This is a genomic window from Kitasatospora sp. NPDC059408 (assembly GCF_042751525.1).
GTDB lineage: Bacteria > Actinomycetota > Actinomycetes > Streptomycetales > Streptomycetaceae > Kitasatospora.
Genome location: NZ_JBHYWI010000019.1, coordinates 81,008 through 93,652, shown reverse-complemented (window position 1 = coordinate 93,652; position 12,645 = coordinate 81,008). Strand labels below are relative to the sequence as shown.

The window sequence follows — 12,645 nt, the reverse complement described above, 5'->3', positions numbered from 1 at the left end:
CTTCCCCCGACCGGATTGGAGAGGCCCTCGATGCGCCGCCGCACACCCGCCGAGCTGGTCGGGGCCGAGCCCGGGCCCGCCCACCACATCGACTTCGACGGACGGCCCGTGCCCGCGCTGCCCGGCCAGTCGATCGCCGCCGCGCTCTGGGCCGACGGCGTCCTCGCCTGGCGCACCACCCGGGCCGGCGGGCGGCCCCGCGGGGCGTTCTGCGGGATCGGCGCCTGCTTCGACTGCCTCGCCACCGTCGACGGCCGCCCCAACCAGCGCACCTGCCTGCTCCCCGCCGAGCCCGGCACCACCGTCACCACCCAGGAGGGCCACGGCCGTGCCGACCTCGCCGTCTGAACCGTTCGAGCCGTCAGGTCCGTCAGGTCCGTCAGGTCCGTCAGGTCCGTCAGGTCCGTCAGCGCCGTCAGGGCCGGTCGAGCCGCCGGAAGCGGCGCAGCCCTTCCCGTACGACCTCGCGGTGATCGGGGCCGGCCCGGCCGGGCTCGCCGCCGCCGTCACCGCCGCCGACCTCGGGCTGCGCTGCGCGCTGCTCGACGGGGGCCGGCAGACCGGCGGCCAGTACTACCGCCACCCCGCGCCCGGCCTCCGGGCCGCCCGGCCCGACCGGCTGCACCACGGCTGGTCCGTCTACGCCGACCTGGCCGGCCGGCTCGCCGCGCACGAGCGGACCGGGCAGGTGCGCTTCCTCGGCGGCCACCAGGTGTGGGCGCTGGAGCGCACCGGCGACGGACTCGCCGCGCACGTCACCCTCGGGCCGGAGGCCGGTGACCGGACCACCGTGCGGGCCGCCGCCGTGCTGCTCGCCACCGGCGCGTACGAGCGGCAGCTGCCCTTCCCCGGCTGGACCCTGCCCGGGGTCGTCACCGCGGGCGGCGCCCAGGCCATGCTCAAGGCCGGGCTGGTGCTGCCCGGCCGGCGGATCGTCGTGGCCGGCAGCGGGCCGCTGCTGCTCGCGGCGGCGTCCTCGCTGGTCACCGCCGGGGCCGAGGTGCCCGCGGTGGTCGAGGCCGGCGACTACCTCGGCTACGCGCGGCGCCCCGGCGTGCTGGCGGCCGTTCCCGCCAAGCTCGTCGAGGGCGCCGGGCACGGCGGCGCGCTGCTGCGCCACCGGGTGCGGCTGCGCCCGCGCAGCGCCGTCGTCGAGGCGCACGGCACCGACCGGGTCACCGCCGTCACGGTGGCCCGGCTGGACGCCGACTGGCGGCCGGTGCCCGGCACCGGCCGCCGGATCGCCTGCGACGCGCTCGCCCTCGGCCACGGCCTGCTGCCGCAGATCGAGCTCGCGACCGAGCTCGGCGCGGACACCGTGACCGGCCCGGACGGCGCGGTCGCGCTGCGGGTGGACGCCCGGCTGCGCACCAGCGTCCCCGGCCTGTGGTCGGCGGGGGAGACCAACGGCGTGGGCGGCGCGGACCTCGCGGTCGCGGAGGGCGCGCTGGCCGCGCACGCGGTCGCCGGCCGCACCCCGGAGCCGGGGCTGCTGCGCCGCCGGGCCCGGCGGCGGGCCTTCGCCGCCCTGATGGCCGCCGCCCACCGGCCCGGCCCCGGCTGGACGGACTGGCTGCGCCCGGACACCGACGTGTGCCGGTGCGAGGAGGTGCCGGTGGCGGCGATCCGGGAGGCGGTGGACGAGCTGGGCGCGGGGGACCCGCGGACCGTCAAGCTGCTGACCCGCGCGGGGATGGGGTGGTGCCAGGGCCGGATGTGCGGTCCGGCGGTGGCCTGCCTGTCCGGCGCCGGCGGTCACGGGGGAGCGGGGCCCGACCGGCGGCCGTTCGCCTGCCCGGTGCCGCTCTCGCAGCTGGCGGCCGGCGACTGAGCCGGGCCCGACCGAACACGGGGGCCGGGGACTCTTGTCTCCGGCCCGTCCCCACTAATAAAATGTCACACCTCACCAAGGAGTCATCATCGTGTCCCACACCCCGCACGACACCACCCGGCCCTGGCGCGGCATCATGGTCGCCACCGCGATCCCGCTGCGCCAGGACCTCTCCGTCGACTACGACGCCTACGCCGAGCACGTCCGCTGGCTGATCGACAACGGCTGCGACGGCGTCGTCCCCAACGGCTCGCTCGGCGAGTACCAGACGCTCACCGACGACGAGCGCGCCCGCATCGTCCGGGTGGCCGTCGAGGCGGCCGGCGACGGCGCCCGCGTCATGCCCGGCGTCGCCGCGTACGGGAGCGCCGAGTCCCGCCGCTGGGCCGAGCAGGCCGCGGAGGCGGGCGCCGGCTCCGTTCTGCTGCTGCCGCCGAACGCGTACCGGGCCGACCACGACGCCGTCCGCGCGCACTACGCCGAGGTGGCCCGGGCGGGCGTGCCGGTCGTCGCGTACAACAACCCGATCGACACCAAGGTCGACCTCGTGCCCGCGCTGCTCGCCGAACTGCACGCCGAGGGCTCGATCGTCGCGGTCAAGGAGTTCAGCGGCGACGTCCGCCGGGCCTACGAGATCGCCGAACTCGCGCCCGGGCTCGACCTGCTGATCGGCGCGGACGACGTGCTGCTGGAGCTCGCGCTGGCCGGCGCGGTCGGCTGGATCGCCGGCTACCCGAACGCGCTGCCGGAGGCCTCGGCGGCGCTCTACAAGGCCGCGGTCGCGCACGACCTGGAGACCGCGCTGCCGCTCTACCGGGCGCTGCACCCGCTGCTGCGCTGGGACTCCAAGACCGAGTTCGTCCAGGCCATCAAGCTCTCGATGGACATCGCCGGGCGCCCCGGCGGGCCCGTCCGGCCGCCGCGGCGACCGCTGGGGGCCGAGGCCGACGCGGCCGTCCGGGCCGCCACCGAGAAGGCGCTGGCCGAGGGCCTGTCCTGAATCCGTAGCCGACGAGCCGGCTGACGGGGCAGCCGGCCCATCCTCCGAGGGAGTTCCGACACATGCGCAGCCGTCACGTGTTCCACGCCGTCGACTCGCACACCGAGGGCATGCCGACCCGGGTCGTCACCGGCGGGTTCGGTGTGGTCCCGGGTGCCACCATGGCCGAGCGCCGGGTGCACTTCCAGCAGCACCTGGACCACTTCCGCACCCTGCTGATGTACGAGCCGCGCGGGCACGCCGCGATGAGCGGCGCGATCCTGCAGCCGCCGACCCGCCCGGACGCCGACTACGGGGTGCTGTTCATCGAGGTCTCCGGACTGCTGCCGATGTGCGGGCACGGCACGATCGGCGTCGCCACCGTGCTGGTGGAGACCGGGATGGTGCCGGTCGTCGAGCCGGTGACGACCGTGCGGCTGGACACGCCCGCCGGGCTCGTGGTCGCCGAGGTGCGGGTCGAGGACGGCGCGGCCAAGGCCGTGACCATCCGCAACGTGGCCTCGTACGCCGTCGCGCTCGACCGCAAGATCGACGTGCCCGGGTACGGGACGGTCGGCTACGACCTCGCCTACGGCGGCAACTTCTACGCCATCCTGCCGCTCGCCGAGTTCGGACTGCCGTTCGAGCGCGAGCGCAAGCAGGACATCCTCACCGCCGGGCTGGCCCTGATGGACGCCATCAACGCCGGCCCCGAGCGGCCGGTGCACCCGGAGAACCCGTCCTTCCACAGCTGCCACCACGTGCAGCTGCTCGCCCCCGGCTCGACCGCCGAGCACTCGCGGCACGCGATGGCCATCCACCCCGGCTGGTTCGACCGCTCGCCGTGCGGCACCGGCACCTCGGCGCGGATGGCGCAGTTGCACGCGCGCGGCGAACTGCCGCTCGGGCGGGACTTCCGCAACGACTCGTTCATCGGGACCACCTTCACCGGGCGGCTGGTCGAGGAGACCGAGGTGGCCGGGCGGCCCGCGGTGGTGCCGACCGTCACCGGGCGGGCCTGGGTGACCGGCACCGCCCAGTACTTCCTCGACCCCACCGACCCGTTCCCCGCCGGCTTCCTGCTGTGACGGAGCCTGCTGTGACGCTCCACCCGAAGGGCTTCTGGCTGTGACCATCACCTCGTACAACCCCGCCGACCCCGCGGACCTCGTCGTCGCCGTCGACGAACCCGGCGCCGACGCCGTCCGGGCCGCCGTCGCGCGGGCCCGCGGCGCCCAGGCGCGGTGGCTCGCCGCGGGCGCCGGCGCCCGGTCGGCGGCGCTCGGCCGGATCGCCGACGCGGTCGAGGCGCACGCGGAGGAGCTGGCCGCGCTGGTCGTGCGCGAGGTCGGCAAGCCGCTCGCCGAGGCGCGTGGCGAGGTCGCCAGGACGGCGGCGATCTGGCGGTACTACGCGCAGGCGCCGTACGCGCCCTCCGGGGCCGTGCACGAGACCGCCGGCGGGCCCGGGCTGCTGCTCACCCGGCGGAGGCCGCACGGGGTGGCCGGGCTGATCGCGCCGTGGAACTTCCCGCTGGCGATCCCGAGCTGGAAGGCCGCGCCGGCGCTGGCGGTCGGCAACGCCGCGGTGCTCAAGCCGGCCCCGGAGGCGACCGCGTGCGCGCTGCGGCTGGCCGAACTGGTGGCGCTCGCCGGGCTGCCGGCGGACGTGCTCACGGTGCTGCCGGGCGGTGCGGAGGAGGGCGCGGCGCTGGTCGACGCGGCGGACGTGGTGTCGTTCACGGGCTCCACCGGGGTCGGCCGGGCCGTCGTGCGGGCGGCCACCGAGCGCGGCGTGCCCGTGCAGGCCGAACTCGGCGGGCTGAACGCGGCGCTGGTGCTGCCGGACGCCGACATCGCGCAGGCCGCCGGGCACATCGCCGCCGCCGTCGCCGGGTACGCGGGGCAGAAGTGCACCGCCACCAGCCGGGTGATCGCGGTCGGCGAGGCGTACGAGCCGCTGCGGGACGCGCTGGTCAAGGCGCTGGAGGCGGCGGACGACGCGGTCTGCGGGCCCGTCATCAACGCCGCGGCCCGGGACCGGCTGACGGGGGCCGTCGAGTCGGCCGTGGCCGCCGGGGCCGAACTGCTCACCGGCGGACGGGTGCCCGCACGGGCCGGCTGGTACGTCGAACCGGCGTTGCTCACCGGGGTGCCCGCCGAACACCCGCTGGCGCGCGAGGAGTTCTTCGGCCCGGTCGCCGTGCTGCACGCCGCGCCCGACCTCGACGCGGCGATCGCGCTCGCCAACGACACCCCGCACAGCCTCGCCACCTCGGTGCACAGCCGCAGCCTGGACGTCGCCCTGGCGGCCGCCGACCGGCTGGACGCGGGCATGATCCGGATCAACGCGCCGTCCAGCGGCGTCGACTTCCACCTGCCGTTCGGCGGCGCCAAGGGCGCGAGCCACGGGGAGCGCGAGCAGGGGCAGGCGGCGCTCGACTTCTACACCGTCGGGCGGACGGTCAGCGTGCTGCCCGCCGGGGGTGTGTGATGTACGTCCGGACCGTCGACTACCACACGGCCGGCGAGCCGTTCCGGATCGTGCTGGACGGCGCCCCGGTGATCCCCGGGGACAGCGTCGCCGAGCGGCGGGCCATCGCGATCGGCGCGGGCGGCAGTGCCACCGCGCCCCGGCCGGGTGCGCTGGACGACGTCCGCCGGCTGCTCGGCCGCGAACCGCGCGGGCACGCCGGGATGTACGGCGGGTTCCTGGTGCCGCCGGACGACGACGAGGCGCACCTGGGCGTCCTGTTCTGGCACAAGGACGGCTACTCGACGGCCTGCGGGCACGGCACCATCGCGCTCGGCGCGTGGGCGGTCGACTCCGGGCTGGTCGCGGCCCCCGCGGACGGCGTGGCGCGGGTGCGGATCGACGTGCCGTCGGGGCGCGTCACGGCCCTCGTCCACCGGGCCGGCGGGCGCACCACCGGGGTGACCTTCCGCAACGTGCCGTCGCGGGTGAGCGCGCCGAAGCTGGCGGTGGCGACCTCGCGCGGCACGGTGGAGGTGGCGGTGGCGCACGCCGGGGCCTGCTACGCCTCGGTGCCGGCGGCGGCGCTGGGCCTGACCGTCGACACCGCCCGGCTGCCGGAACTCACCGCCGCAGGGCGGGAGATCAGGCGGGCGCTGGAGGGTTCGGAGGCGGTGGCGCATCCGTCGGACCCGCGGCTCTCGGGCGTGTACGGGGTCGTGCTGTACGACGAACTCCCCTGGGACGGCGAAGGGTTGAGCCAGCGGAACGTCACCGTCTTCGCGGACGGGCAGATCGACCGCTCGCCCTGCGGCTCCGGCACCTCCGCCCGGCTCGCGGTGCTCGCGGCCGAGGGGCGGCTCGCGCCGGGCGAGGAGCTGCGGCACGAGTCGGTCATCGGGACGGTGTTCCACGGGCGGGTGCTGCCGGGCGGCGACCCGCTGGGCTCCGGCGTCGTCACGGAGGTGACGGGGACGGCGCACCGCACCGGGGAACACGGATTCGTGCTGGAAGAAGGGGACGGGCTCGGGGCAGGATTCCTGCTGTGACTTCTTCTGACGCGAATTACTCCGTACCGCCCGGCACGGCGACCGAGCCGCTCCGGTACGCCGTGTCGGGCACCGGGTCCGTCACGCCCGCCCGGGCCGCCGGCGCGGTCGAGCGGATGCTGCTCGACGGGTTCGACCCCGAGGCCGCGCCCGTCCGCACCGGGGTGCCCGTCCCGGCCGGCGAACTGCTGATGATGCCCGCCGCCGCCGGGCGGTACGCGGGCGTCAAGATCGCCGGTGTCGCGCCCGCCAACCCCGGGCGCGGCCTGCCCCGGATCACCGGCAGCTACCTCCTGCTCGACGGGCCCACCCTCCAGCCCGTCGCGCTGCTCGACGGCGCCGCGCTCACCGCGCTGCGCACGCCCGCCGTCACCGCCGTCGCCCTGCGCCGGCTCGCCCCGCCGGAGGCCGCGCACCTCGTGCTGTTCGGCGCCGGGCCGCAGGCGTACGGGCACCTCGACGCGCTGCTCGCGATCCGGCCGCTGACCCGGCTCACCGTGGTCGCGCGCAGTGCCGGGCCCGCCGAGGCGCTGGCCGCGTACGGGCGGGGGCTCGGGCTGGCGGCCTCGGTCGGCGGGCCGGAGGCCGTCGCGGCGGCGGACGTGGTGGTGTGCTGCACCACCGCGCGCACGCCGCTGTTCGACGGCGCGCTGGTGCCCGCGCACGCGGCCGTCGCGGCGGTCGGCTCGCACGAGCCCGACGCGCGGGAGGTGGACGCCGCGCTGGTCGGGCGGGCCGAACTCTACGTCGAGGCGCGGGCGGTGGCGGCCCGTGAGGCCGGGGACCTGATCATGGCGGGGGTCTCCGGACGCCAGGTGTGGAACCTGGCCGAGCTGGTGCGCGGCGACGTCCACGTACCGGCGGACCGGCCGCGGTTCTTCAAGAGTGTCGGCATGGCCTGGGAGGACCTGGCCGTGGCGGCGGAGGTGCACGCGGGCGGCTGAGGACGGCGGGTTTCGTGGGCCGCCGGCCGTTGTCACGGCCGGCGGCCGCTGCCACGATGAGCTGCGGCTCGAATCGCGGACCGTTGCGCACGCACCGTAACGTGACATTGTACGCTGGTGTTCTGCACCGACCCGGAGGAACACCATGGCCGAGCTCAAGTCCCGCACCCTGATCTCCGTGCAGGAGCGGCTCCGCGACCAGGTCGCCCACGCACTGCGCGCCGCCCTGATCTCCGGGGAGCTGCGCCCCGGCGTCGTCTACTCCGCGCCCGCGCTCGCCGCCGACTTCGGCGTCTCCGCCACGCCGGTGCGCGAGGCCATGCTCGACCTCGCCCGCGAGGGCCTGGTGGAGGCCGTCCGCAACAAGGGCTTCCGGGTCACCGAACTCACCGAGCGGGACCTCGACGACTACACCGAGATCCGCGCCCTCATCGAGGTCCCGACCGTCGGCCGGGTCACCCGCACGGCCACCGCCGAGCAGCTGGAGCGGCTGCGCCCGCAGGCCGAGGCGATCGTCGCCGCCGCTCGCAAGCACGATCTCATCGGGTACCTGGAGGCGGACCGCCAGTTCCACCTCGACCTGCTGGGCCTCGCGGGCAACGCGCGGCTGGTGGACGTGGTGGGGGACCTGCGCAAGCGCTCGCGGCTGTACGGGCTGAACCGCCTCGACGAGCGCGGCGAGCTGGTGTCCTCGGCGGAGGAGCACCTGGAGCTGCTGGACCTGATGCTGTCGGGCGACGCGGAGGCGGCGGAGGCCTGCATGACGCGGCACCTGAGCCACGTGCGGTCCCTGTGGGCGAACGGCCAGGAGGCCCAGGAGGAGCCCCGCACGGCGCTGCGGCTGCGGGCGCGGTAGAGGCTAAACCACTCGTTCGGGTGAGGGGTGAAGATCGGGCGTCGGAAGGCGTCTGCGTCCTACGATGATGTTCTCGACATCGGCAGTCAGGAGGAACTCCATGTCCGCCGCAGCAGTGGAAGAACCGATGGGGCAGCTGACGCTGCTCGAAGCCGCCGAGCTGATCTCGAACCAGTTCGCCGGGCATCGGGTCGAGGTCGTCGGGAGCCAGATCACCGTGACGCCGCCGCCGGATGTTTCGCACGGTAAGTCGCTGAGTCGCCTCATGCGGGTACTTTTTGCGGCCGGCCTCGATGGGGACGAGGTCGACGTTCTGCAGAACGTGGGCATCTGGTTGCCGGACGGGCCCTCGGATTATGCGGTGCCCGATCTGTCGATCGTCGATGCCGACATTGATGATCACCTGATCGAGTACAACTGTTACGACCCAGCGGCGTTCCGTCTCGTGCTGGAGGTCACGTCGTCGAACGTCAGTGACGACCTGAAGAAGAAGCCCTTTGCGTACGCCGAGGCTGAAGTGCCCGTCTACGTCATCGTGGACCGGAAGAACCAGCGCGTCATGGTGCTCACCGACCCCAAGGACGGCGAGTACCGGGTACACGCCGTCCACCACCCCGGGCAGTCGTTCACATTGCCGGAGTCGATCGGGGCATCGGTGACACTAGCGGTGGACGACGTGCTGGCTGCGAAGAAGTAGCCAGCCGGCCGTCGTGGACCTCGGCGGTCTCGTCGACGGCGGTCAGGTGGGTGCGGTCGTGGGTGACCAGGACCGTCGCCGTCGCGCGCTGGTGCGTGAGGGTGGTGATCAGGTCGAGGACGGCTGCTCCGCGCTCGTGGTCGAGGGCGCTGGTGGGTTCGTCGATCAGGAGGACCTTCGGGTCGTTCATCAACGCCCGTGCGATGTTGACGCGTTGGCGCTGGCCGCCGGAGAGCTGGTGCGGGCGGCGGTGGGCCTGGCCGCGGAGGTCGACGGCGTCGAGGAGTTCGAGGGCGCGGGGGAGGGCGGCGCGCGGGGAGCGGCCGTCGAGGTGGGCCATCACCTGGAGTTGCTCGACCGCCGAGAGGGACGGCAGCAGGTTGGCCTGTTGGAAGACGATGCCGATGCGGGTGCGGCGCAGCGCGGTGAGTTCGGCGCGGGTGAGGCCGGTGGTGTCGGTGCCGTCCACGACGACCCGGCCGGAGTCGGGGGCGATGAGGGTCGCGGCGACCGCGAGCAGGCTGGACTTGCCGGAGCCGGACGGGCCGACCACGGCGGTGATGGTGCCCGCGGGGACGGTCAGGGAGACGTCGTCGAGGGCGGTGAGCCGGCCGTCGCCGTCCGGGTAGGTCAGGGTGACGTGGTCGAGGTGGAGGGTCATCGGGCGCTCCCGAGGGCGGTCAGCGGGTCGACGGAGGTGATCCGGCGGATGGACAGGGCCGCGCCGACGGCGCCGAGGGCGATCATCACGGCGGCGGGCAGCAGCAGGGTCGGGGCGTCCAGGACGAACGGGACGGCGGAGCCGATCAGCGAGCCCGCTCCCAGGGCGATCGCGGTGCCCGCCGCGGTGCCGAGCACCAGCAGCAGGACGGCTTGGCCGAGCGCGTCCCGCAGCAGGTAGCGGGTGGAGGCGCCGAGGGCCTTGAGGACGGCGACGTCGCCGCTGCGCTGGATCGTCCAGACCGTGAAGAACGCGCCGATGACCAGGGCGGAGATGGCGAACAGGAAGCCGCGCATCAGCTGCAGCGAGCCGTTCTCGGAGGTGTAGGAGCCGATCGCGGCGAGCGCGTCGTCGCGGGTGCGGGTCTCGGTGCCGAGGCGGGCGTCGGCCGCGCCGAGGTCGGCGCCCTTCGCGGTGGTGAGTGCGATGACCGTCGCGTGGCCGGTGCCGCCGGGGGCGAACGCCTGCCAGTCGGCGAGGCTGGTCCAGATCACGGGGGTGTGGCTGTAGGCGGCGTCGCCGTCGACGGCGGCGACGGTGAGCGGGTGGCCGGCCATCGTGAACGTGGCGCCGGCGGTCAGCCCGCCGAGGTTCTCGGCGGCGGTCTTCGACAGCACGGCCCGGCCGGGGGCGATCAGCGTGCCCTGCGGGGCCAGCCCGGAGCCGTCCGGGACGCCGAACGCGGAGAGCGCCGCGGTGCGCTGCCCGGCGGCGGCCTTGGTGGTGGTGATGCCGAGCGGCTGGGCGGAGGTCACGCCCGGCTCGTGCGACCAGGCCTGCCACTGCTCCGGGGTGACCTGGGAGTCGGTGAAGGACAGCTGCTGCCCGTCGGCGGGCCGTCCGAACACCAGGTGGTCGGCGGGCAGGCCGGTGATCGCCGAGATGTTCTGCCGGCCGAGCCCGGCGGTCAGCCCGGACAACAGGCCGACCAGCACGGTGATCAGCACGATGACGGTCCCCATCAGGGCGAACCGCCCCTTGGCGAACCCCAGGTCCCTCCAGGCGACGAACACGACGAGCCTCTCTGCACGAAACGACTGTGTGCCCACACCGTCGCCGGGAAGGGGGCCGGCGGGCATCGCACGGGGGATTGCATCCTCGGCATCGAAGGGCAGAAGCGGAGTTCAACCTTTTGATTGATGCCGGGCCCGCGACGCGGAACTTAGGCTGGACGGATGGCGACCGAACGTTTCCGCACCACCCCCGTCGCCCGCGTCCTCCAGGTCTGCCTGCACCTGCTCGTGGCGGGCCTGCTCGTCCTCGCCGTCGCCCGCGCCTTCACCGGCCGCGACGGCGACCCGGCGTCCGTGACCGCCGCCGCCACCGCGATGGGCGCCGCCTACGCGGCCGGGCCGAGGCTCGCGGTCATCCGCCGCTCGCGCCGGGCGGCCGCGCTGTGGCTCGCGCTGCTCGGCGTCACCTGGGCGGGCGTGCTCGTGGCCACGCAGGACGGGGTGTGGCTGGCGTTCCCGCTGTACTTCCTCGAACTGCACCTGCTCGGCCGCCGCGGCGGACTCGCCGCCGTCGGGCTGACCACCGCCGCCGCGATCGCCGCGTGGTCCTGGCACCAGGGCTCCTTCAGCGTGGCCGCGTCCATCGGGCCTTCGCTCGGCGCCGCCGTCGCCACCGCCACCGTCCTCGGCTACCAGGCGCTGTACCGGGAGAGCGAGGAGCGCCGCCGCCTGATCGACGAGCTCACCGCCGCCCGCGCCGACCTCGCCACCGCCCACCACGCCGCCGGGGTGCTCGCCGAGCGCGAGCGCCTCGCCCGGGAGATCCACGACACCCTCGCGCAGAGCCTCAGCAGCATCCAGCTACTGCTCCGGGCCGCCCAGCGGGCCCTGCCGGAGCGCACGGACGCCGCGGCCGGCTACGTCGAGCAGGCCCGGCAGGCCGCCCAGGACAACCTCGACGAGGCCCGGCGCTTCGTCCGCGCGCTCACCCCGCCCGCGCTCGACGGCGACCCGCTGCCCGTCGCGCTGGAGCGGCTGTGCGCCACCACGACGGCGCACAGCGGGCTGCCCGTCCACCTGCACGTCTCCGGGGAGGCGGTGCGGCTGCCGGTGCCGCAGGAGGTCGCGCTGCTGCGGATCGCGCAGTCGGCGCTCGGCAACACCGTCCGGCACGCGCGGGCCTCGCACGCCGAGGTGACGCTCAGCTACATGGAGGGCGAGGTGGCACTCGACGTGTTCGACGACGGGGCCGGGTTCGATCCGGCGGCGCTCCCGGGGCGCCCGGCGCGCGACGACGGCGGGTTCGGGCTTCCGTCGATGGGGGCCCGGGCCCGGGCGCTCGGCGGCACCTTCACGGTGGAGTCGGCGCCCGGCGAGGGCACGGCACTCGCCGTGCTGCTGCCGGTGCCGGCCGTGCCGGCCGTGCCGCCGGTGCAGCCGGGGTTCCCGGCGACGGAGGTGGGGGCGTGATCAGGCTGCTGCTGGCGGACGACCACCCGGTGGTGCGGGCCGGGCTGCGGGCCGTCCTGGAGGGCGAACCGGACTTCACGATCGTCGGGGAGGCGGCGACCGCCGAACGGGCGGTCGAGCTGGCCTCCGCGGGCGGGGTCGACGTCGTGCTCATGGACCTCCAGTTCGGGCCCGGCTCGGCGATGAACGGTGCCCAGGCGACGGCCGAGATCACCGCCCGCGCGGGGGCGCCGCGGGTGCTCGTCGTCACGACGTACGACACGGACGCGGACACCCTGCCCGCCCTGGAGGCCGGCGCCACCGGGTACCTGCTGAAGGACGCCCCGCCGGAGGAGCTCGCCCAGGCGGTGCGGGCCGCGGCGGCGGGCCGGACGGCGCTCGCGCCGACCGTCGCGGACCGGCTGCTGGAGCGGATGCGGACGCCCGCGGCGTCGCTCAGCAACCGGGAGATCGAGGTGCTGGGGCTCGTCGCGGACGGGCTGACCAACCAGCAGGTGAGCCAGCGGCTGCACCTGAGCCAGGCCACGGTGAAGTCGCATCTGGTGCACATCTACACGAAGTTGGGGGTCGACTCGCGCACGGCGGCGGTGCGGGAGGCGCGCGGCCGGGGGCTGATCCGGCGGGCGTAGGGTGGGGCGGGTTCGAACCGTTCTCCGGAGTGGAGGAACCCGCC

At 75.4% G+C, this 12,645-nt stretch carries 13 protein-coding genes; 11 read left to right on the top strand and 2 right to left on the bottom strand.

What is annotated here, in order from left to right; translation table 11 throughout:
• Nucleotides 1-30: 30 nt before the first annotated feature.
• From ACFXDE_RS15320 to ACFXDE_RS15280, 9 genes are all read left to right on the top strand, one after another.
• Nucleotides 31-348: a (2Fe-2S)-binding protein gene (locus ACFXDE_RS15320; protein ID WP_380444381.1), complete on the top strand. Its 318-nt coding sequence runs from the start codon at nt 31-33 to the stop codon at nt 346-348.
• Nucleotides 349-469: 121 nt separating this feature from the next.
• Nucleotides 470-1,831, top strand: coding sequence for an NAD(P)/FAD-dependent oxidoreductase (locus tag ACFXDE_RS15315; protein WP_380494389.1), 1,362 nt, complete (start codon nt 470-472; stop codon nt 1,829-1,831).
• 136 nt (nt 1,832-1,967) lie between these two features.
• Complete coding sequence (locus ACFXDE_RS15310) at nt 1,968-2,831, top strand: dihydrodipicolinate synthase family protein (protein ID WP_380444402.1); 864 nt, start codon at nt 1,968-1,970, stop codon at nt 2,829-2,831.
• A 62-nt stretch (nt 2,832-2,893) separates the two neighbouring features.
• Entirely contained in the window at nt 2,894-3,898 is a 1,005-nt protein-coding gene (locus ACFXDE_RS15305) for a proline racemase family protein (protein WP_380494387.1), read from the top strand.
• Nucleotides 3,899-3,938: 40 nt separating this feature from the next.
• On the top strand, nt 3,939-5,303 hold the full coding sequence (locus ACFXDE_RS15300) for an aldehyde dehydrogenase family protein (protein WP_380494384.1): 1,365 nt from the start codon (nt 3,939-3,941) through the stop codon (nt 5,301-5,303).
• The gene (locus tag ACFXDE_RS15295) at nt 5,303-6,331 is read left to right on the top strand and encodes a proline racemase family protein (RefSeq protein ID WP_380494381.1); all 1,029 of its coding nucleotides are present in this window, start codon (nt 5,303-5,305) and stop codon (nt 6,329-6,331) included. Before ACFXDE_RS15300 ends, ACFXDE_RS15295 begins: the two co-directional genes overlap by 1 nt.
• A complete protein-coding gene (locus ACFXDE_RS15290) occupies nt 6,328-7,275 on the top strand; it encodes an ornithine cyclodeaminase family protein (RefSeq protein ID WP_380494379.1) in 948 nt (315 codons plus the stop codon). Before ACFXDE_RS15295 ends, ACFXDE_RS15290 begins: the two co-directional genes overlap by 4 nt.
• A gap of 145 nt (nt 7,276-7,420) precedes the next feature.
• On the top strand, nt 7,421-8,131 hold the full coding sequence (locus ACFXDE_RS15285) for a GntR family transcriptional regulator (protein WP_380444370.1): 711 nt from the start codon (nt 7,421-7,423) through the stop codon (nt 8,129-8,131).
• A gap of 100 nt (nt 8,132-8,231) precedes the next feature.
• Nucleotides 8,232-8,828 (top strand): Uma2 family endonuclease, encoded by a 597-nt coding sequence (locus tag ACFXDE_RS15280; RefSeq protein ID WP_380494376.1) that lies wholly within the window; start codon nt 8,232-8,234, stop codon nt 8,826-8,828.
• On the opposite strand, the gene ACFXDE_RS15275 is transcribed toward ACFXDE_RS15280, so the two are convergent.
• A complete protein-coding gene (locus ACFXDE_RS15275; protein ID WP_380494374.1) occupies nt 8,758-9,489 on the bottom strand; it encodes an ABC transporter ATP-binding protein in 732 nt (243 codons plus the stop codon). The genes ACFXDE_RS15280 and ACFXDE_RS15275 overlap by 71 nt on opposite strands.
• Nucleotides 9,486-10,562 carry an ABC transporter permease gene (locus ACFXDE_RS15270; protein ID WP_380494372.1) on the bottom strand — a complete coding sequence of 359 codons (1,077 nt, stop codon included), beginning with the start codon at nt 10,560-10,562 and terminating at the stop codon, nt 9,486-9,488. Before ACFXDE_RS15270 ends, ACFXDE_RS15275 begins: the two co-directional genes overlap by 4 nt.
• A gap of 162 nt (nt 10,563-10,724) precedes the next feature.
• Between ACFXDE_RS15270 and ACFXDE_RS15265 the strand changes: the two genes are divergently transcribed.
• On the top strand, nt 10,725-11,972 hold the full coding sequence (locus ACFXDE_RS15265) for a sensor histidine kinase (RefSeq protein ID WP_380494370.1): 1,248 nt from the start codon (nt 10,725-10,727) through the stop codon (nt 11,970-11,972).
• Nucleotides 11,969-12,601 (top strand): response regulator, encoded by a 633-nt coding sequence (locus tag ACFXDE_RS15260; RefSeq protein WP_380444361.1) that lies wholly within the window; start codon nt 11,969-11,971, stop codon nt 12,599-12,601. Before ACFXDE_RS15265 ends, ACFXDE_RS15260 begins: the two co-directional genes overlap by 4 nt.
• Nucleotides 12,602-12,645 lie beyond the last annotated feature (44 nt).

Bases quoted from the DNA above. Each gene is read 5' to 3' on its own strand.
- ACFXDE_RS15320 (WP_380444381.1), top strand. From the start codon at position 31: ATGCGCCGCCGCACACCCGCCGAGCTGGTCGGGGCCGAGCCCGGGCCC.
- ACFXDE_RS15310 (WP_380444402.1), top strand. From the start codon at position 1,968: ATGGTCGCCACCGCGATCCCGCTGCGCCAGGACCTCTCCGTCGACTAC.
- ACFXDE_RS15305 (WP_380494387.1), top strand. From the start codon at position 2,894: ATGCGCAGCCGTCACGTGTTCCACGCCGTCGACTCGCACACCGAGGGC.
- ACFXDE_RS15295 (WP_380494381.1), top strand. From the start codon at position 5,303: ATGTACGTCCGGACCGTCGACTACCACACGGCCGGCGAGCCGTTCCGG.
- ACFXDE_RS15285 (WP_380444370.1), top strand. From the start codon at position 7,421: ATGGCCGAGCTCAAGTCCCGCACCCTGATCTCCGTGCAGGAGCGGCTC.
- ACFXDE_RS15280 (WP_380494376.1), top strand. From the start codon at position 8,232: ATGTCCGCCGCAGCAGTGGAAGAACCGATGGGGCAGCTGACGCTGCTC.
- ACFXDE_RS15275 (WP_380494374.1), bottom strand. From the start codon at position 9,489: ATGACCCTCCACCTCGACCACGTCACCCTGACCTACCCGGACGGCGAC.
- ACFXDE_RS15265 (WP_380494370.1), top strand. From the start codon at position 10,725: ATGGCGACCGAACGTTTCCGCACCACCCCCGTCGCCCGCGTCCTCCAG.